This is a genomic window from bacterium, from assembly GCA_040755755.1.
Taxonomy (GTDB): Bacteria; SZUA-182; SZUA-182; order DTGQ01; family DTGQ01; genus DTGQ01.
The window spans coordinates 47,288-66,801 of the sequence record JBFLZW010000022.1 but is presented as its reverse complement, the minus strand read 5'-3'; the positions used below and the strand labels follow the sequence as shown (position 1 = coordinate 66,801).

Sequence of the window (19,514 nt, the reverse complement as noted above, 5' to 3'; positions counted from 1 at the left end):
ACCAACGTCTTGATACTATGAATCAGAGGATTGATAATCTGGGTCAGAGGATCGATAACCTGAGTAGCCAATTAAACCAGAAAATCGATTCTCAAATCGTACAGATAAACCAGAAAATCGATTCTCAGATTGGCCAATTAAACCAGAAAATCGATTCTCAAATCGTACAGATAAACCAGAAAATCGATTCTCAAATCGGCCAATTAAACCAGAAAATCGATTCCCATATCGTACAAATAAACCAGCGCCTTGATACCGTAATGCAGCTTCTGGTCGATGTGTTGAAGCAACAGAAAAGCCAGTAAAGGTGCATTCTTACGGAAGCGGAACCAGGTCAATTTCAAAGAGCTTGGGCCACCACTTTCCGGTCACAAACAGCCGGTCATTTTTGGCATCATAGGCAATGCCATTGAGCACATCGAGCGGAAAGACGATATCTGCCGGGCTCAGAAGACCAGCCAGATTGATCGAGCCTACCACCCGGCCTGTCGTGGGTGAAATCATGACAACCCGGTCCGTCAGCCAGACATTGGCGAAGATTACCCCCTTGATATATTCCAGCTCATTGAGCCAGAGCACCGGACCATTCTGGTCATACACATCGAGCGAGCTGACTTCAGCGAAAGTGACCGGATCGAGAAAATGCAGGGTTGCTGTGCCATCGCTCATGATCAGATTTGTTCCATTGTGAGTCAGTCCCCAGCCCTCGGTCGGATAGGTGAAGGTCTGAAGCAGGTCAAAAGTGACCTTATCATAAACAAACCCGATATTGTGCTGCCAGGTCAGCTCGATGAGATTGCCCGCATAAATAGTTATCCCTTCGCCAAAGTAGGGAGCGGGAAGATCGCGGCTTTGCAGGACAGTGCCGGTCAAGAGATCCACTTTGCGAATTTCCGACAGCCCCGGAATTCCGGTGCCCTCGTACAGAAAGCCGCCATTATAAACCAGCCCTTCGGTGAAAGCGCCCTTGTCGTGCGGGAAGACATTTACTACCGTGTAGGTGTAATTGACCGGAACAACAGGGGAAGTTGCCGGAACCACCACTTCAGCCCTCGGCCAGCTTATCAGGCTGCCAGGACCGCCATGAATGGCTGCATACGGCTGAAGCAGAAGCTGCTGAAGGATTTGTGACCCGGTGAAGAAGGGAGTAAACGGCCTGAATGCTGATAAACTGGAGGCTGATACATTAGAGGCTGACACAAGGTTTACGGCACCAGTGCTCCGGGAAAGATAATCCGGAGAGGAATAGTATAGGCCATTTGTCCCGACAGAAGGGGAGATTGCAGCTAAAAGCGGATTTACCGGCTGCCTGGATATCCCCTGCGGGCTGGAGCCGGATAAACTCTGCTGACCGGACCGTACTACCCCGCGAGAGCTGGCAATCTGGCTGAAACCGGAGACCGCCGGAAGAGCAAAGAGCAGGCCAGGAGGGGCAATCAGTGAATCAATCGATGAATAGAATGAAGGAGTATAATAACTGCCGGAGCTATAGGGATTGAAGCCGGAAATGGAGCCGGAGCCAGAGCCGAAGCCGGAAAGAGAACCGACGCCGGAGACGGCAGTGCCAAGGCTGTTAATACCCGGACTGCCCGTACCGTAGATGGTAGTGCCGTAAAGGTTTCTCAACTGAGCATTCCCTGATGGCAAAGGAAAGAAAGCTATGGAAACAGCAACTATGAAAATAACAACCATGAAAAAGCAGATGACAATATTTCTGGGCATTCAATATTCCTCACCATAGTTTGTGCTTCGAAGCAGACTCCCCCGCTCTCCCTCGCCCCTGCGGAGGCGCTCCTTCTCCCTCGAAAATGCATTTTTTATACCTGGTGGCCATGCCGGAATTTTCTTTGAATCACCCCTCAATGATTTACTGCCTCATGGTTCAAATAGCAAAGCTGCAAATGTTTCAAATAGAGATTCAAGTAGTAACAACGGGTCGATATCTCCGATTGATAAGTAAGGTGGCCAGGCTTAAGGAGTTGAAGAATAAGTTATTTGCCGGACATTCACGAGCCTGGAGCCACTGGAATGATTATTATTATTAAGGAAGGACTTTTATCATGGCAACCAGATCAGATTTTGAACCGCATGAGTGGCAATTATTGATGAATGCACCTCACCTGATCTACTCTCTGCTCACTGGTGGCGCAGATGATGTAACCAGGTCTGAGGCAAAGGCAATGCATAAATTCCTGGAAGGCTACCAAAGCGGTAACCCGCTGGTTCAGGACGTGCTGGTTAGCAGCAGGGAGAAACCACCTACAGGAGGTGCAGAGGCTGCCCAGCTCGGAGGAGGGCCGGAAGGGTCGGCACTGCGGCAACTCCAGCAGGTAGGGTACATATTGAGCCAAAAAGTCAACCGGCAGGAAGCCGATGAATACCGGAACTTCCTGCTGACCCTCGGCCGTAAAATTGCCGAAGCAGCAAGCGAGAGATTTCTTGGCCTGGGCAAAAAAGTCAGCGATGAAGAAGCACAGACATTGGACTCCATAGCTTATGCCTTGAAAGCCACTGCCGCGGAAGCTGTCGGGCCAGGGCCAGAGGGACGCATCTACGAGGTAAAACCCGGCGATTCCCTCAGCAAGATCGCCCTGCACTTCTATGGCAATTCCTCTGAATGGCCGAAGATTTACGAAGCCAACAAAGAGCAGATCGATAATCCGGATTTGATACACCCTGGTCAGAAATTTCGCATCCCATAAAGTGAACCTCAAAGTGAACCTCCTGAGAAACAGTCAAGGCCAGCCCCCGAGCGAGGGGCTGGCCTTTTGGGGTTGGGGGGAGAGGCTACAAGGGTAGGCTTTTGGTTAATGCGTTGAATTTAATGACATTATTATTCCTCCCCCTTGAGGGGGGAGGTTAGGTGGGGGTGACTGCTCCGCATAGGCAAGACACCTTATTTTACCCTTTCCCTCAACCCATTCCTCCAGATTGAAGGAGGCATGGTGCAACTTTCCCTTTTGGCTCTCCCTTTGATGGCTATTCCTGGGGTGACGGTTCTCCCTCTGATTCTTCCTTTACTCTTTCAATCAACCGCCGAAGCTCTATGGGCAGTCTCAACAGTGCCTTGGGATCACCCATCGCATCCAGCCGGGCAGCCTGAAACATTTGCAGTGCCTGTGCAGCTTCAGGGATTGCGCCGAAAGCGGATGACAGGGTGTGATAGGCAGGCTCAAGTTTCTCCGCATCTGATTTGGATAAAGGAAGCTGGTTCTGTATCCACAGGGTAAGCCCTGCCATGAGTGAGTTTTGGTCATCCTGGTAGATTTCGATGACCTGTTTAAGGTGCAGCTCATCATGAAGCAGGAGATTGATTAAATCAGAAGCTAAGGTTTTGCGGATGTCGTGGGAGGCGGGGACTTTTTTAAGCATATCGGATAGAGATTGCAGGGCATTGTCTGCTTGGTTGAGGTGAATGAGTGCCTTGATAGTTCCGGCTAAAGCGTCTGGGTAATCAGGCTGGATCTGCAAAGCGAGGGAAACCCCGAAATCACCAGCCCTGCTATACGGCATCTCCCCAAGCGCAGCCTGGTAGTAGCATCGCGCATGCTCTGGGGCGGTCCTCTCCAACTGCTGAAGCTCCTTAGCAGTATACCAGTGTTTCAGCAGATTAACGATAATCGGCAGAGGCCGATCCCTACCCTCCTTCAAGTCAAGCACCAGCCGAAGGAGCGGCTCACTGAGTTCATAGCATGATTCCCGGCCAACCTGCTTTCTTATTACATACCCTCCATGCAAAAGATCATACAACTGCCGCGACACGGTTGTTGAGGGCAGGAAGGTAAGATGAGCGATTTCATTAACGTTCAGTGCTCTTCCGTGATGGTTGGCTATGGTTTGCAGCAACTTATTCTGCTGCGAAGAAAGCTGGTCAATCCGCTGCTGATAGTATGGGGTCAGTTCCCGGTCAGCCATCTGGATGAAAGGATCAACCAGCTCATCCAGACCGTCTGCGGTTAGAAAGATATTGAGCATGGCCAGCAGCCGGTGATTGCCGGCGGTGAGGTCATAGATCGCATTTACCCGCGCCCGAGCCAGAGGCCGATTTTTCTGGAAGACAGCAATAAGCTTTTCATCTCCCTTTGCCTGGGCCAGAGCCAGCAGGTACTTGCGGGCATCATTCCGGCTGAGCTGCTCCAGGGGATGGATATTGAAGAAACCATGAAAGGGATGATCGGCCTTGCTGCTATCCGTGAAAAGATTTATGGATGAGGCGATTACGGATATGAACGGATGCTCCTGAAAAAAACCCCGCAGGTCTGAGATAGCCGATTCTTCAAGGCCATCAAACAGATTGCTCAGGTTTTCGATGATGACCAGGACACTTTTGCCATTGGTGATTTCGCAGAAGTAGTCAATTGCTGCATCCTTAAAGTAATCAATACCCGCATTCTTGTACGTGGCCTGGTTCCCGTGCCTGATGCGGTCCACCGCTGTTTCACCGGGAATCCCTGCTGCCCGGAAACAGGCCAGGAGGAAGTCCAGCAGGTTGGTAATGCCGCGCTCCTCCTCGGAAAGGCGAATAACCTGGAGGGGAGTACTGGCTTCGAGTTTCTTGCGGATGAAAGCAAGAACATGGGTTTTTCCGGAGCCGCGCGGCCCGATGATCAAATGGTAGCTTGCGGCTTTTACCTTGAGGCCATCCTCGATCCTGGCCAGGATGCTATCCGCCAGGCTGCGTCGGTCGGGGGTCAGGGTTTTGTCGAGAAGGTCCAGAGTACAATTCTGCGGGCTGAAGATCATCTGAACCGATATTTCGCTCATGGTCAGAGTGTTCATGGCACTGCTCACGACACTGCTCATAAGGCCAGCCTCCCTCGTGCTTCATACCACCATCGCCGGACGATTTCCAGCTTGAATTGCCACTGATCGCCCTGCTGGACTACATCCAGAACCGTATCCCACCAGTTGGCCGGAATGATGCCTGCCTGGTACAACTCTTTGTTTAACCGCATGACGAACTCTGGCGCACTCCTGAAACCTTCTGCATCGATAAAAATGGGAATCGCCCATTCAGGGGTTTTGGCCCGTGCCAGAGTAAGAACCCAGGTTTTCCCCATTCGTCGCTCTGCCAGAAGGCGGAGACTCCCTGCTTCCAACTGCCTCCAGAGGCGATCCACAAGCGGGGATCTTCCAATGACTACTTCCGGTGCCTCTGCGACCTCGGGCATGCCAATAAGAATCCGCATTGCCTTAAAATTGCCGGAACATTGATCCATATTTTTTTCCTCCTGACTTTGAAATTACCGGCTTATTTGTTATCTATCCGAAAACCAGACACTGAGCCAGTGATGGTTCAGTATCTCAGGGCTTTTTCGATAAGCGTTTATCTTTTTAAATAGGCGCTTATTACGCTTATTACGATGTACGGATCGTATAAATGCTGCCTTATACGATATTTTTATCGTACGACTAATATATCGTACGATAAAAATATCGTACGATTCTGATTTTTGTTTGTCAAGGGGAAAGATGAGCAGGATAAATCGAAATGACAAGTTTAATTCTTGGCAATTGATGTGTTCCCTGATGCGTACGAGCGATTTTAATAGGCAGACAATTGATGAGTATGATATAATTTTTAGCCAAGATTTAGCTTTGTCTTTTGAGCAGGTCAAAATTTTATCAGCAAACACTCCTGATTATTCAGCATGTTTAGGTGTAGCCAAGGAGAAGTTTATCATGAACTGCCGTAACATCCCTCCGCATAATCCGTTCTTCACTGGCCGGGAGGAAATACTTAAAAAACTGCATGTCCTCCTCACCTCCGGTGAAGGTGCGGCTATAGTCCAGCCTCATATTATCTTCGGCCCTTCAGGGGTTGGCAAAACCCAGATTGCCATTGAGTATGCCCACCGTCATCAGGATGAATACCAGGCGATGCTGTGGGTGCAGGCCAGTACGCGCTTATCACTGATATCAGGATTTACTGCCATAGCAAGCCTCTTGAATCTCCCCGGAAAGGATTCCCATGATCAGAACCTGGTTGTGGATATGGTGAAGCAATGGCTTGATGAAAATAACCGCTGGCTGCTGATCCTTGATGATGCCGGTGTTGATGGTTCTCAAGATGTCAGCGGTGACGGCCAGCCTGATTTAGTCAAAGAGTTAGCCAATGAGGATGATGAAAATAACCATCACCCCCACCCAACCTCCCCCTTCAAGGGGGAGGAGTATAATGAAAGCTTGCCCTTTAAGGGGGAGGAGGGTAATGAAAGCTCTCTCCTCGACTTTCTTCCTGAGCACCCGAAGGGGCATATCCTGCTTACCTGCCGGGCTCAGGGGTTCCCTGTTCCGAGCACCTCCAGGCAGGTGAAAATAACTGCCATGCTGCCTGATGAGGCAGTGAGGTTTCTCTCCGTCCGTACCGGGCGGAATGGTAATTATCCAGAAGATGCACCTGGAAATGGAGGTGGAGAAAAGGGAGAGGGGGAAAAAGCAGCCCTTACCCCTGGCGAGGAGGCGGCTTGCGGCTTTATCGAAGAATATGCAGCCGGGGACCTGGCAAAAGAGGGTGCAGCTCCAGAACCTGCTGCTGAAGAAGCAGCCGCCTGGGAGATTGCCCAGGAACTTGGCTGCCTGCCTTTGGCCCTTGAGCTGGCGGGGGCGTATATTACAGCTAAGAGCTTGCATTTTCAGGATTACCTTACCAGATTGCGCAGGCAGCATAAGGAGGTGTCTGCAAAGTCAAGACCGGGTGCAATGAAGAGAGATGGCGATTATCCCTCCTCAGTTGCCGCTGCCCTGGAAATGAGCTTCCAGGAGGTGGAAAAATCATCCGGGGCTGCGGCTGATCTCCTGCGTTTTTTCACCTTCCTGGCACCGGACAGTATCCCCGGCCAGCTCCCTGTCAGCGGAGCCTCACAGCTTGGGCCTGCAATTTCCGCTGCCCTGGCAGGTGCGGGGAAGACTACCCCATACCATCTTGACACTGCTGCTGCCGATCCTCCCCCCTCTGTCATCATGCCTGTCAAAAGTCCATTGGATCGCCTGCTTGAGCCGCTGGTGAGCTACTCGCTGATTCACTCCGTCGGCTTCGCCGGTTCAGTCGCCTGCTGCGTTCACCGGCTCATTCAGGCTGTGCTGCAGGGCAGCATGCGCATGAATAAGGTCAGCTATCGGCTTTGGGCTGAGCGCTCTATTCGCGCACTTAGTCAGGCATTTCCGGAGATTGCCTTTCCAACCCGGCCTTTGTGTGACTCTCTTCTTCCTCATGTCCGGGCTGTGGCAGATGTTACCGGGCACGTGCACTTCGGTTTTCCGGAAGCAGCGCGTCTTTTCAATCAGGCAGGCTATTACTTGTATACCCGTGCCCGCTACGCTGAGGCAGAGCCGTTCTACAAATTGGCTCTCGCCATTTGGGAAAGAATCCTGAAGCTCGAACATCGGCCTGCCCACCGGCTTGACTATCCTGATGCGACTGCCGGCGCAGACCCCGATAACCTGCGGGTGTTGTCCTCCGGTGCTCAGGCACCGTATGCCCAGGCACATTATGCCAAGACACATTGTGACAGGGACAGGCATGTTCAGGCAAAGCCCCTCTCTCCGCAGGCGAGCGCCCTTTCCATGAGTCCGGATCACCTCAATGCAGCCCAAAACCTCAATCATCTGGCGGTGCTGTACGATGTCCAGGGTAAATATGCAGAGGCAGCGCAGCTCTACCGACAGGCACTGGAAATCAGGGAGCGGACTCTGGGTCCCGATCACCCGGATGTGGCCAAAAATATCGATAATCTGGCTACCATCTATTATACCCAGGGTAAATATGCTGATGCAGCGATGCTTTACCGGCGGGCGCTGGAAATCAGGGAGCGGAGCCTTGGCCCTGATCATCCGGATGTAGGCCGGAACCTCACCAACCTGGCGGTGGTTTCATTCAATCAGGGCAAGTATCAGGAGGCGGAACAGCTTTTCCGGCGGGTTTTGGCCATCAGGGAGAAAACCCTTGGTCCGGACCATCAGGAAGTGATTGCAGACCTCAATAACCTGGTGACGATCTACACTGTTCAGGGCAGGTACAAAGAAGCCAAACCGCTTTCAAGACGGGTTTCAGCTATCCGGAAGAAGGCCTTTGGGCCGGATCATCCGGGCGTAGCCCAGAGCCTCAGCAATCTGGCAGAGCTTCATCGCAGCCAGGGAAGATATGCTGAAGCCGAAGAGCTTCACCGGCGGGCGCTGGCCATGAGAGAGAAAACTCTTGGACTGAAACATCCGGAGGTTGCCCAAAGTCTCTATAATCTGGCAGTGCTTTCCTGCAATCAGGGCAGGCAGGCAGAGGCAGAGCAGCTTTTCCGGCGGGCATTGACCATCAGAGAAAAGGCCCTTGGCCCGGACCACCCTGACCTTGGCCCCTGCCTTACCAATCTGGCAGCGATCCACTACAGCGAGGGAAGGTACGCCGAGGCGTCGGAGTTACACCGGCGGGTGCTTGGCATCAGAGAGAAAACCCTCGGTCCGGATCATCCGGATATGGCCGAATGCCTTGAAAATTATGCTGATCTGCTCCGCAAGGCAGGTGGCAATGAGGCCGGGGTAAAAGAAGTTGAGGCCAGGGCTGCGGCTATCCGCACAAGAACAGGATACGGCAAAAACCGTCTCTACCCGGTGTGATGAAAGCTGGCCTCTGCTGAAGCAGTGAAAGCCGCCTGAATATTTCCCGCGAAAAGGCTGGTGCATTCTGAAACATTTTTTTAAGTTTTTGTAAGGGGATAGAGAAAAAGAGTCCGATCATTACAGTGATGAATACTCCGCTGAGTATTCAATGACATTACCCAGTAGTCTGGAATGGTGAGGACCGTTACCAGGCGGTAGAGACCGTTCCGTATAAGGAGAAGGAAAATGGCAGTCTCAGCAGCTGACATTGAAAAAAGCATAAAAGGGATAAATTTCCCTGCCAGTAAAAATGATCTAGTTAACACAGCCAGGCAACACAAGGCGCAACCGGATGTTATAACAACTTTGGAGCACCTTCCTGAGCGTACCTACAATACTGCCGTGGACGTAAGCAAAGCATTTGGCGAACTGAAACAGGAATAGTTCGCCTGGCTCTCTTCGATCTGCCAAGGGGGGCTTAAAAAGCCCCCCTTGGTATTTTCTCTCTCCTTACCCCGAATACCCGATTATATTCATGCATTTATCCGTACAATCTTGACATTATCGCTTCCGGCTAATATCATGCATGATATTCACATATCACTCTGGTATCATTTATCACGCTGGTACCATTTCTTATCGCCGCACGGGGCAGCAGCATGGGCTTTTTGCCTGAGGCTTTCAGGACTTCATTTCGTTTGATCCTCTCGCTCGACCGGGAGGTATACGGCATTGTGCTGCGGTCTCTCGACTTCTCCCTGTGGGCTACGGCCCTGGCTGTTCTGGTCGGCGTGCCAGCCGGTTTTCTGGTTGGCTCACGGTCCTTCAGGGATAAATCTTTGCTCATTACCCTGCTGAACACGACCATGGCTTTACCTTCAGTAATTGTCGGACTCCTCGGCTATGCACTTCTCTCCCGGAGCGCCCCCCTGGGATTTTTAGATCTGATGTTCTCGCCAAAAGCGGTCATTCTGGGTGAATTTTTCCTTTCCCTGCCGGTTATAACCAACTTGACCATAGCGGCTGTCCATTCAGTGGACTACCGGGTGACTCTCACAGCCCGTACTCTGGGTGCAGGCCGGATCCGCACGGCCTGGACCGTGCTGATGGAGACCAAGTTTGCCCTGATGGCCGCCATTATCGCCGGCTTTGGGCGGGCAGTGTCGGAAGTTGGCGCAGCCGTGATGCTGGGTGGAAATATCCGGTTCTCCACCCGGACCATGACTACAGCCATTGCTCTTGAGACCAGCAAGGGAGAGTTTGGGTTCGGGCTCGCCCTGGGTTTTTTCCTTCTGCTGGTGGTGTTTTTGATCAATATCTTCCTGTATACTCTTCAGAGAAGAGGACTGCCCCGGTGAAAACGGGGTTGAGAACGGAGCGATAACGAGGAACAGATGACGACCAGAATCATGGAGCTGAAAGGCATTACCCATATCTACCGGGAGAGAAAAGTGCTTGACATTGCCGATCTTTCACTTGAAAGAGGCAGGATTTACAGCCTGGTAGGCCCGAACGGCTCCGGGAAAACCACCCTTTTGTCCATCATGGGCCTTATTCTCGAGCCGACGAGCGGCGAGATTTACTTCGAGGGGCATCCGGTAGCCGGTACTGTCGGGGCTTCCCGCATGGCCATGCAAAGATCAATGACCATGGTTCTCCAGAATCCATATCTTTTTCATATGTCGGTGGCGAAAAATATAGCCTATGGATTGCATGTCCGCGGCATTCCCCGGAAAGTCCAGGCGGCCAAAGTCAAAGAAGCGCTTTCCTGGGTTGGGCTGGAGGGGTTTGAAAAAAGGAGGGCCAGGGAAATCTCCGGCGGGGAAACGAGGCTGGTGGCACTGGCCAGGGCCCTGGTTCTTGATCCGGCCATCATTTTTCTGGACGAGCCGACCGCCAATGTAGACACCCGGCATATCCACCGCATCGAGAGCATCATCAGCCGGATCAACCGGGAGCGGGGGACTACGGTGGTGATGACTACCCATAACCTGTCCCAGGCATACCGGCTGGCAGACGAGGTATTCTCCCTCTTTGAAGGCTCTTTAGTGACTTCGGCCATGCACAACCTCTTTTCAGGCCATTTTGAGCAGACTCAGGAAGGCATCTCGTTCGATACCGGAGCAATTCACATCTGGGTCACCCCTGATACCCTGCCCGTGGACTCGACCCATGTGACCATTGATCCGGAAAATATCATCGTCTCGAAAGAGCCCTTTGCTTCAAGTGCCCGAAACAGATTTGAGGGAGTCATCAGCCAGATCGTTGCCCAGGAAGGGAAAATACTCCTCGAAATCCACTCCCAGGAGACATTCAAAGTCCTGATCACGGAACATTCCCTGCGGGATATCGGCCTTGGCATCGGGTCCCGCGTCTATCTGACCTTCAAGGCCTCATCGGTGAATATTCTGTAATTCATGGCCGATCCACAAGACCAGGGAGGCCGAGGGGCCATCGGGCGGTCAGGGTAGGAGGCTGCCCGCTGACCGCCCGATGCGTATATGCTTACAATCCCCAGATGGCAGCCGGGGTCAGGAGAAGACCGAACCCAAGCGGATCGAGCCCATACAGGAAAGCATAGGTTATATTGGCCAGGGGAACATACTGCTGACCCCAATCAATGAGGGGAGCAGGAAGGTTCGGCCATGAGCCTCCCTTCAGGGTAAGGGGAAGCGCCGCTCCGGTGTCAGGGTCGATCAGGTACGATGGCGGCCAGAGATTAAACCCGTAGACCGGATCGAAATAGGCCATGCCTGCTGGAGTATTATACAGGAGCCAGGGATAGGCCCAGGCCGGATCCCAGGTCAGCCCGGGCTGTACCGGCAATACGGTGCCTGGTTCGAGATTTGTTACGATGGGGGTCGGAACACCATTCGAATCGTCTGGCGAAAGGGCCGGGGACCACAGAGGCCAGAGGGTATTGTAGGGAGGAAGATTGGTCCAAAGTTGTGCCTGAACGATAGGGGATACCAGAACAATGCCTGCTGCTACTACGAACAATCCTGCGAGGGCCGATAGATAACGCGAGCGCATTCCAGAAAACATGAGAGCATCTCCTTCTATTTTCTTGCAGTTACACGACCAAACCCGATTTTTTCAAATCTGCTTTGCAAAAACTTCACCTCCTTTCCTTCCGGACCGTGCTCCCCCTTCCTTTCCATCCAGGCATGCTGGGCCTGGTACGCCTGGGAAAAAGGATCTCTCCCCCGCGTCTTTATGGAGTATAGACCTGTTCAACCGGGAACCTGAAAAGCTTGCACCTAAAAATCCGGCAGACAGCAACCAGGGCCTGCTTCAGGCCTTACAATCCTGTGGGAATGTCGAATCGGCACGAAATCATGATGAAGGTATCATACCTTCGCGATGGTGGTGGCGGCGGCGGCAGTGGAGCAGGAGTTGGAGATTGGAGGAATAAAAACGGAGTGAAGGAGAAACAGTGCCCGTCCAGGAACTGGAAGCAGAATGATCAGGTTATTTCGTGACCGATAGTCACCCAACAACCTCTCCTATCTCCCCTACTGATCATGATCAGAAATCATCCAGCTCATGGTAACTTGGTCCCTTTAAATCGATTAAGCCATAAAACCTTACTCCTTACCTTCCCTCAGAAGAGCATTATTCATACCATGACCGGAGGTATGGAGTTATCGTCCTTCAAGGGGTTATGAAACAATGATTATCTGGCCGTTCGATGAGGGGTATCAAAAACAGGTGACGGAATCTTTATGACACCAGGGAGCATAAAGTATTGGCTGTTTCTTCTCCCCTCTTTCTTTCTCGGAGGGGTGAACATCACGGGAGTCTGAAAGTCAGGCAGGTAAATAAATAACAAAAGAGAAAGATTTGAATTTGAAATAATGGTTAGGTTTGTCTGGTTCCAAAGATATAGCCAAGTAAAGCAGTGAGTATCGGAAATAAGGCATTGAGCAAAACCATTTGAATTATTTCTTTCCAAAACCTTCGGAATTCAAATATCTCCGAATTGCTTTTTTCGATCGATTCTTTTAATCTTTCAATATGATGATTCATTTAAATTACCTTTTAATATTAAACTCTGATACGTTTTTAAGGTATTTGTCATTTCACGTTCCTTAAGACCATACCCTATAATGGCAAATACGATGAATCCCACTGTAACTATAAAGACCAATATAAAAAGATTTACCCCTGCTCTCGTAAGTGGAGGAAGTCCTCTAACGAAGAATTCATACCTTTCACGGGGTATTTGTTTAACTGCAGGAATAAAATCTTTAATATCCTGTAATTTTGGTTTAGATTCTTCGGACATGTCAAGGTTTGATTTTGCTTGGAGAGTCCATTATCAATTGATGAAAATCTTTATAATCAGACGTAGAGGATAGAATAACTCGATTTTCCTTTAATTCATGAGCTGCCCAATTTAAAAAAGTTAAAGCCTCTCGTACAACGTCGGTAGAACTTTCCATTGGATTGATGAAGGCATAGCCGGCCAGCCTCTTGTCTTCGTGGCTTGTCTATACGATCTTGCTGCCCTGGTTTTTCAGCCTGTGTCTTTGATAAGCGACCAGCAGGAAGGCCACGGATATGAGCAGAAGCATGCGGCCCAGCCATTGTTTTCTCTGTCTGGCCTCCTGGTAGCACTGATCGACCTGCTGGTCGATGATGATTATGTATTTCCTGGCGTTGCTGATAATCTGACTTACGACCTGGATATCCTGTGAATGAGTAGCCTTAATAGCTTGGCCAAGATTTTCGAGAACATCTTCCATCCGCAAATTGAGACTGGAAACATCGATATCCAGATCCTGTTTCACCCGGATAATCTTGCTCTGGCTTCTTGCGGCCTCTCTTCTCGCCCGTTTGATGAGAGCCCGCAGTCTTTGCCCATTCCGGTACTCCGGCGATTCAGGCGAATGGCATGTGCCACAATGAGAAGCTGCCTTGCCAGTGAAAAGCTCTTCACTGGGAGGCGGGATATCGTGATAGCCATGACAATCGATACAGCGGGGCTTTCCATTTTTTTTCAGCATGAGGCTGTGAATGCTTTTTTGAAAATACCGCTTGCAATTCAAATGGCAGTTATTGCAGGCATCGGAAACCCGGTCAACTCCTGCCGGTTTTCCGCCGTGGATGCCGTGACATCCCGGGCAGGAAGGGGCCAGACGGGGATTTCCCCCCTCAACCTGCTGATAGACAATTTGACCATGATAGCTCTTCTTATATCGGGTCAACTGATCTGTGGGAAGGCCGTAAGGTTCCATGAGGTCCCTGTTGGCATGACAGCGGGCGCAGGTATCGGCAATATTCTGATGGCTGACCGTTGATTGGGGATCATCCGGCTTTCTGATATCATGACTGCCATGACAATCCACACAACTGGCTGCATCCTGATTGTCCCTCTCCAGCAACTCCCGGCCGTGGATGCTGTTTTTATACAGGTTTTCCTCATCAACCCGGATATCGTGCTTTCGCATGTAGAGGGCATCCGCATGGCAGCGGTCACAGAGTGCAGGGATATCTCTTTTACCGGGTGAACCAATGAAGCCTTCCTTCCCGATCACCGGCGTTTTGGGCGAGGCTGGATTACCGCCGTGGCATTCCTCACAGCAGACCGGAACCAGGGCGTGAGCGCTCTTGAGCCACTGCTGCGCATATCTGGCTAATTCCGGCCTTGCTGATCCCAGATGACAGTCCAAACAGGAGCTCCGAACAGCCAGGGACATCCGGCAGTCAAGAAGGAGGCTGATGAGCAGGGCTACCACAATCACCGGAACTGAACCGGGAGCCATGCGGGATGAATATCCGGTAATAAAGGGTGATTGTCTCATGAGCAGGCGCCTAACAGGGTAAGGGTCAGGAAAATAAGCAGCCCGAATGTGGTCAGCGCACAAGCAAGGGATTTCAGCCACGGGGCTTTATCTTGCGAGGGAGCAAACCAGGGGAACAGCAGGAGCAGCAGAAGAACCCCAAGGTGGAGGACAATTCCCAGGATAACGCTTACTGCCTGCTTCTCCGGATGCATTATTCGCAAAAGCTGAAAGGTCTCATAAGAAGCCATGAAATACCATTCAGGCTTGATATTCAGGATCGAATTGAGAGGATCCGCCTTGGTGGAAATCCGGGGAGGAGAAAACGTGGAAAGAGAGAATACCATAGCCGTCAGGACCAGAAGCATCAAGACCTGGAGAAGAAGGTCTTTGGGAATAAGGGATCTTCTGGCTGAAAATATATGGAGCCCGGCCAGGAGGGTGAAGAGAAAAGGAGCAATGAGAATATGCAGGGCGAAAAAGCGGGAGAGGGTCATCTGTGAGACTTCACTCCCTCCACGGATAAGGATTTTAACCGATTCGCCAATGACTGGAATGGCTGTCGAAAGCTGAGTGAGGAAGGTGGTTGCCCAATAGGAGCCCTGAGTCCAGGGAAGCAAATGCCCTGTAGCTCCGATGATACCCACCAGAACCATCAACAGAATTCCCAATACCCAGGTTAATTTCAAGGCCGCCCCATAGCTTTGGGTGATGATTTTCTGTGCCAGGTGAAGCATCAGGAAAATAACCAGAAGATGTATTCCCCAGATATGCACCCCCCGGACCAGCCAGCCATAATGCAGGATATTGGTAATCTGCTGAACTGATTCATAAGCCTCTGAGACCGTAGGGCGATAATACAGCAGGAGCAGAATGCCGCTGAGCCCTTCAAGGCAGAATAAATAAAAAATAATCCAGCCTGAACAGGAAGACCAGCGAACGGGTCCGGGCTCAAGGTATTCCTGGAGCTTCGGAATCGGGCTGAGAGCACCGGTTCCCTCGTGGAGGACAGAGTCAGGGCCGTTGTCAGGGCCGTTGGCCTGACCTTCCTGCACGTTCGGACTGTCGTGAATGCGTCGAGTGCAGATCTTACTTGCCTTCATTATAACGATCTATTAATTAAGTGTTTATAGTGATAACCTCAGCAAAATTAAGGCCTGGGCCGCTTGTCTGATAAACTTTCCGCTGAACCGCTCTACCTATATTTATCGCTTATTTCGATGAGGATATTCTGAATAAATTTCCGGGGCAGGACCTGGCATTGGATTTTCTGCCCAAAAAGGAGGAGTAAGGCTCCTAAAGCAGGCTGCTTGTCTGAGGAGCATTCTTTTTCAAAGCATGGTAGCTGTCCAGGTACTTTTCGATAACCTTATTACTCACCTTCGGATAACCCTGGGTCTGACCAGGAGAGTTCTTTTGCCAATGCTGGTTAAAGGAGTAGACCATTTCAGCCATATCCTTCTGAATATTCAGGATTGCATCTCTGCGCATCTTCTCAACTTCACCTCGTGCTTCCCGGAGGATTCTCTGCGCTTCCTCCCGCGTTTCCTTCAAAACACGGTCCCTGATCAGCATACTGGCCATCTGTCCCTGACCCATCAAAGTTGCAGTCTCCTGCCTGATGTCCTGTATAAATTTTTCCCTCCTGGCCTGCCAAACCTGCTGTTCATGGTTTCGCACATAGGCTCCGGCGGGTGGAGACTGGCGGAAAATCCCGGACAGCCGGCGAAGAACTCCTGTGAAGATGCTTCTTATGATTTCCCAAAAGACAATGACCAGCAGGATGAAAACAATCGAAGTCATCAGGTGCTGCGTTGAAACCATAGATGCCAAAATTCCTCCCTGTTACAGCCTTTTGAGTGGTCGGTGGTCAGTGGCCAGTGATCAGTGGTCAGCAAAAAAGAAAACTGATAATTGATCACTGATTACTTCTTCTTATGGCAAGCAAATTTAATGCCAGGGAGGGAAATGTTGGTAAAAACGCACAGAGCCAGGAATGAAAACCGCTTATTCCCGGCTCTCTTTGGGGATATCCATCATACCGGACAGGACTGCCATCAGGGAGTGGAGGAAGGTATACAAATCCGGCCTGTGAAAAATCTATACAAGCCCTCCCCTACCCCCGGCCACTCTGCGATTTCTCGATCTTGGCCCATGAATCGCGCAAGCCTGCCGTCCGGTTAAAGACCAGTGCTCCATTGACGGAATCAACGGGATCAAGGCAGAAATAACCCTGCCGCAGGAACTGATACCGGCTCCCAGGCGCGGCAGCGGCCAGACCCGGTTCAACCTTGCAGGAAGTCAACCGTTCCAGTGACCGGGGATTCAGATAATCCTTGAAATCACGGCCAGCCTCCACCTCGTTGGGGTTTTCTCTGGTGAACAGGTGGTCGTACAGCCGCACCTCAGCAGGAATCGCGTGAGCAGCCGAAACCCAGTGCAGTGTTCCCTTGACGTCACGGCCATCCGAAGACCATCCGCCCCGCGTTGCCGGATCGTAGGTGCAGTGCAGCTCGACAATCTGGCCGGTTCGCTCGTCTTTGACCACATCCACGCACGTGATGTAATAGGCATGTTTCAACCGCACCTCGCGGCCGGGAGCAAGGCGAAAGAACTTTTTCGGCGGCTCTTCCCGGAAATCCTCCTGCTCGATATACAGTACCCGGGAGAAGGGGATCGTGCGTTTTCCCATAGTGGGATCTTCCGGATTATTCTCGGCCTGAAGCTCTTCCACCTGTCCTTCCGGGTAATTGTCAATCACGACCCGCACAGGACGCAGGACCGCCATGACCCTCGGTGCCCGCCTGTTCAGGTCCTCCCGGATATAATATTCGAGCAGGGCGATATCGACCAGACTGTCTCTTTTGGCCACGCCCACGCGCTCACAAAAGTTCCGGATGGCCTCCGGTGTATAGCCTCGCCTTCGCAGCCCGGCCAGGGTAGGCATCCTGGGATCATCCCAGCCGGTGACATATCCCTGTTCCACCAGCTCGTTGAGCTTTCGCTTGCTCAGCACCGTATGGCTGAGGTTGAGGCGGGCAAACTCGATTTGCTGCGGATGGCACTTGACCTTCAGTTCATCCAGGAACCAGTCGTATAATGGCCGGTTATTCTCGAATTCCAGCGTACAGATAGAGTGGGTAATCCCCTCGATGGAATCCGAAAGGCAATGAGCAAAGTCGTACATGGGATAAATGCACCACCGATCACCCGTCCGGTGATGTGCTACCCGCCGGATGCGGTAGATGGTCGGATCCCGCATATTCAAATTGGGAGAAGCCATGTCAATTTTGGCCCGGACTACATGGGAGCCGTCCTCGAATTCTCCCGCCCGCATGCGCTCGAACAAGTCCAGGTTCTCTTCGACCGTCCGGTTGCGATACGGACTGTTCCGGCCCGGCTCGGTCAGGGTGCCGCGCGTCTCTCTGATCTCATCCGGGCTTAAGTCGCAGACGTAGGCTTTGCCCTCTTTGATCAACTGCACGGCATACTGATAGAGCTGCTCAAAATAGTCGGATGCATAAAACAGGCGATCGCCCCAATCGAACCCAAGCCATCTGATGTCCTCTTTGATCGATTCCACATACTCGACATCCTCTTTGGTCGGATTCGTGTCATCGAGCCGCAGATTGCAGGTGCCACCCGGATGCTCGGCGGCAATCCCGAAATTCAGGCAGATGGACTTGGCGTGGCCGATATGAAGATAACCATTCGGCTCAGGCGGGAACCGGGTCGCAATCCGGCCATTATTCTTGCCCGCCTTCAGGTCCTCGGCAATAATAGCCCGGATAAAGTCAAGAGAGGGAGCGGTATCGTCCTTGACGGCTGCGCCCCTGCCGGGATCATCCATGACGATGGTTTCAACACCCTTCTCAGGTTCCTTTCCATTGACAGCTTTTTCCGTGTCTGGTGTTTTCATAAGCTTTCTTTACCTCAATCTATCTGGTATTAATGGCGATTGTGAGCGGATATCATGAATAGAGTCCCAATGTATCGTACTCATGTATCAATATCTGAAGAAATTATTCTACCATAATATCACCATTCATTCCAGCATGCTGAAGTAAAAAAAATCCATACCGTTCCGTATTGAAGATAAAGCTGCGCACACCTATCGGTCCATCCCCCTGAAGAACCTCTGGAACCACTCCTTTGACGCCTGTAAGGAATTGATAAAACAACCTGAAGATGAGGAACCGCCACGAGAACCATCATGGTTCGGAGAAGGATTATCAATGACAGGATCCGTAATTTCGGGCCGAGCTGTTTCCGTAGCGTACTTGAGATCGTCGTTACTGGCATCATAGTAGCTGATATGCGCCCTGCCGGATGAATCGAGGGCGATCGAGGTATACGATCCTGCTCCTTCATCGCTATCCACGGTTTGGGCCTGCCATGAGCCGGTAACATTGGCGGCATACTTCAGGGAATTGTTACCACAGTAACTGATATGCGCCTTTCCGGATGCATCAAGGGCAATCGAGGTGTATGATCCTGCTTCTCCATCGCTGTCCACAATTTGGATTTGCCATGAGCCAGAGGCATTGGTGGCATACTTCAGATCATCACTGCTATCACCATAATAGCTGATGTGCGCCTTCCCGGATGCGTCAAGGGCAATCGAGGAATGCTCCCCTACATCCCCATCGCTATCCACGGTTTGGATTTGCCATGAGCCAGAGGCATTGGTGGCATACTTCAGGTTGCTATTAGTTACATCATAATAGCTGATATGCGCCTTTCCGGATTCATCAAGGGCAATCGAGGTATACGTTCCCACATTTCCTGTGCTGTCCACAATCTGGGTTTGCCATGAGCCAGAGGCATTGGTGGCATACTTCAGGTCATCACTGCTATCACCATAATAGCTGATGTGCGCCTTCCCGGATGCATCGAGGGCAATCGAGGCATACCTTCCTGCGTCTCCTGCACTGTCCACAACGTGGATTTGCCATGCGCCGGTGACATTCGTGGCATACTTCAGATTGCTATTACTTACATCATAATAACTGATGTGCGCCTTCCCGGATGCATCGAGGGCAATCGAGGCATACCTTCCTGCGTCTCCTGCACTGTCCACAACGTGGATTTGCCATGCGCCGGAAGCATTGGTGGCATACTTCAGGTCATCACTGC

General features: G+C 51.4%; 17 protein-coding genes. 7 read left to right on the top strand and 10 right to left on the bottom strand.

The window, feature by feature from the left end:
* Positions 1–305: hypothetical protein (locus tag AB1611_07670; protein ID MEW6379471.1), on the top strand; the 305-nt coding region annotated here is incomplete at its 5' end.
* Positions 306–315: 10 nt separating this feature from the next.
* Here AB1611_07670 and AB1611_07665 read toward each other — a convergent pair.
* Positions 316–1,722 carry a glutaminyl-peptide cyclotransferase gene (locus tag AB1611_07665; GenBank protein ID MEW6379470.1) on the bottom strand — a complete coding sequence of 469 codons (1,407 nt, stop codon included), beginning with the start codon at positions 1,720–1,722 and terminating at the stop codon, positions 316–318.
* 338 nt (positions 1,723–2,060) lie between these two features.
* Here AB1611_07665 and AB1611_07660 point away from each other — a divergent pair, with 338 nt between their 5' ends.
* Positions 2,061–2,702 carry a LysM peptidoglycan-binding domain-containing protein gene (locus AB1611_07660; GenBank protein MEW6379469.1) on the top strand — a complete coding sequence of 214 codons (642 nt, stop codon included), beginning with the start codon at positions 2,061–2,063 and terminating at the stop codon, positions 2,700–2,702.
* A 277-nt stretch (positions 2,703–2,979) separates the two neighbouring features.
* On the opposite strand, the gene AB1611_07655 is transcribed toward AB1611_07660, so the two are convergent.
* Complete coding sequence (locus AB1611_07655; protein ID MEW6379468.1) at positions 2,980–4,803, bottom strand: hypothetical protein; 1,824 nt, start codon at positions 4,801–4,803, stop codon at positions 2,980–2,982.
* Positions 4,800–5,219, bottom strand: coding sequence for a hypothetical protein (locus AB1611_07650; GenBank protein MEW6379467.1), 420 nt, complete (start codon positions 5,217–5,219; stop codon positions 4,800–4,802). The genes AB1611_07655 and AB1611_07650 overlap by 4 nt, the downstream gene beginning before the upstream one ends.
* 463 nt (positions 5,220–5,682) lie before the next feature.
* On the opposite strand from AB1611_07650, the gene AB1611_07645 reads away from it, so the two are divergent.
* From AB1611_07645 to AB1611_07630, 4 genes are all read left to right on the top strand, one after another.
* Positions 5,683–8,610 carry a tetratricopeptide repeat-containing protein gene (locus AB1611_07645; GenBank protein ID MEW6379466.1) on the top strand — a complete coding sequence of 976 codons (2,928 nt, stop codon included), beginning with the start codon at positions 5,683–5,685 and terminating at the stop codon, positions 8,608–8,610.
* A 228-nt stretch (positions 8,611–8,838) separates the two neighbouring features.
* On the top strand, positions 8,839–9,036 hold the full coding sequence (locus tag AB1611_07640; protein ID MEW6379465.1) for a DUF2795 domain-containing protein: 198 nt from the start codon (positions 8,839–8,841) through the stop codon (positions 9,034–9,036).
* Between the two features lie 215 nt (positions 9,037–9,251).
* Positions 9,252–9,950 carry an ABC transporter permease gene (locus AB1611_07635; protein MEW6379464.1) on the top strand — a complete coding sequence of 233 codons (699 nt, stop codon included), beginning with the start codon at positions 9,252–9,254 and terminating at the stop codon, positions 9,948–9,950.
* A 36-nt stretch (positions 9,951–9,986) separates the two neighbouring features.
* Positions 9,987–11,006 (top strand): ABC transporter ATP-binding protein, encoded by a 1,020-nt coding sequence (locus AB1611_07630; GenBank protein MEW6379463.1) that lies wholly within the window; start codon positions 9,987–9,989, stop codon positions 11,004–11,006.
* A 91-nt stretch (positions 11,007–11,097) separates the two neighbouring features.
* On the opposite strand, the gene AB1611_07625 is transcribed toward AB1611_07630, so the two are convergent.
* Complete coding sequence (locus tag AB1611_07625; protein ID MEW6379462.1) at positions 11,098–11,637, bottom strand: hypothetical protein; 540 nt, start codon at positions 11,635–11,637, stop codon at positions 11,098–11,100.
* A 293-nt stretch (positions 11,638–11,930) separates the two neighbouring features.
* Here AB1611_07625 and AB1611_07620 point away from each other — a divergent pair, with 293 nt between their 5' ends.
* Entirely contained in the window at positions 11,931–12,074 is a 144-nt protein-coding gene (locus AB1611_07620) for a hypothetical protein (protein MEW6379461.1), read from the top strand.
* Between the two features lie 530 nt (positions 12,075–12,604).
* Here the strand turns inward: AB1611_07620 and AB1611_07615 are convergent.
* From AB1611_07615 to AB1611_07590, 6 genes are all read right to left on the bottom strand, one after another.
* Positions 12,605–12,880: a hypothetical protein gene (locus AB1611_07615; GenBank protein MEW6379460.1), complete on the bottom strand. Its 276-nt coding sequence runs from the start codon at positions 12,878–12,880 to the stop codon at positions 12,605–12,607.
* A 205-nt stretch (positions 12,881–13,085) separates the two neighbouring features.
* A complete protein-coding gene (locus AB1611_07610) occupies positions 13,086–14,399 on the bottom strand; it encodes a hypothetical protein (GenBank protein ID MEW6379459.1) in 1,314 nt (437 codons plus the stop codon).
* Positions 14,396–15,481 carry a cytochrome b N-terminal domain-containing protein gene (locus AB1611_07605; protein MEW6379458.1) on the bottom strand — a complete coding sequence of 362 codons (1,086 nt, stop codon included), beginning with the start codon at positions 15,479–15,481 and terminating at the stop codon, positions 14,396–14,398. Before AB1611_07605 ends, AB1611_07610 begins: the two co-directional genes overlap by 4 nt.
* A gap of 193 nt (positions 15,482–15,674) precedes the next feature.
* A complete protein-coding gene (locus AB1611_07600; GenBank protein ID MEW6379457.1) occupies positions 15,675–16,202 on the bottom strand; it encodes a hypothetical protein in 528 nt (175 codons plus the stop codon).
* A gap of 292 nt (positions 16,203–16,494) precedes the next feature.
* Positions 16,495–18,228, bottom strand: a complete 1,734-nt coding sequence (locus AB1611_07595; GenBank protein MEW6379456.1) for a glutamine--tRNA ligase/YqeY domain fusion protein — start codon at positions 18,226–18,228, stop codon at positions 16,495–16,497.
* A gap of 261 nt (positions 18,229–18,489) precedes the next feature.
* A partial coding sequence (locus tag AB1611_07590) for a carboxypeptidase regulatory-like domain-containing protein (GenBank protein ID MEW6379455.1) occupies positions 18,490–19,514 on the bottom strand: 1,025 nt, incomplete at its 5' end.

Excerpts from the sequence above, each read along its gene's own strand:
- AB1611_07665 (MEW6379470.1), bottom strand. The coding sequence starts at position 1,722 with ATGCCCAGAAATATTGTCATCTGCTTTTTCATGGTTGTTATTTTCATA.
- AB1611_07660 (MEW6379469.1), top strand. The coding sequence starts at position 2,061 with ATGGCAACCAGATCAGATTTTGAACCGCATGAGTGGCAATTATTGATG.
- AB1611_07655 (MEW6379468.1), bottom strand. The coding sequence starts at position 4,803 with ATGAGCAGTGTCGTGAGCAGTGCCATGAACACTCTGACCATGAGCGAA.
- AB1611_07650 (MEW6379467.1), bottom strand. The coding sequence starts at position 5,219 with ATGGATCAATGTTCCGGCAATTTTAAGGCAATGCGGATTCTTATTGGC.
- AB1611_07645 (MEW6379466.1), top strand. The coding sequence starts at position 5,683 with ATGAACTGCCGTAACATCCCTCCGCATAATCCGTTCTTCACTGGCCGG.
- AB1611_07640 (MEW6379465.1), top strand. The coding sequence starts at position 8,839 with ATGGCAGTCTCAGCAGCTGACATTGAAAAAAGCATAAAAGGGATAAAT.
- AB1611_07635 (MEW6379464.1), top strand. The coding sequence starts at position 9,252 with ATGGGCTTTTTGCCTGAGGCTTTCAGGACTTCATTTCGTTTGATCCTC.
- AB1611_07630 (MEW6379463.1), top strand. The coding sequence starts at position 9,987 with ATGACGACCAGAATCATGGAGCTGAAAGGCATTACCCATATCTACCGG.
- AB1611_07625 (MEW6379462.1), bottom strand. The coding sequence starts at position 11,637 with ATGTTTTCTGGAATGCGCTCGCGTTATCTATCGGCCCTCGCAGGATTG.
- AB1611_07620 (MEW6379461.1), top strand. The coding sequence starts at position 11,931 with ATGATGAAGGTATCATACCTTCGCGATGGTGGTGGCGGCGGCGGCAGT.
- AB1611_07615 (MEW6379460.1), bottom strand. The coding sequence starts at position 12,880 with ATGTCCGAAGAATCTAAACCAAAATTACAGGATATTAAAGATTTTATT.
- AB1611_07610 (MEW6379459.1), bottom strand. The coding sequence starts at position 14,399 with ATGAGACAATCACCCTTTATTACCGGATATTCATCCCGCATGGCTCCC.
- AB1611_07605 (MEW6379458.1), bottom strand. The coding sequence starts at position 15,481 with ATGAAGGCAAGTAAGATCTGCACTCGACGCATTCACGACAGTCCGAAC.
- AB1611_07600 (MEW6379457.1), bottom strand. The coding sequence starts at position 16,202 with ATGGTTTCAACGCAGCACCTGATGACTTCGATTGTTTTCATCCTGCTG.
- AB1611_07595 (MEW6379456.1), bottom strand. The coding sequence starts at position 18,228 with ATGGATGATCCCGGCAGGGGCGCAGCCGTCAAGGACGATACCGCTCCC.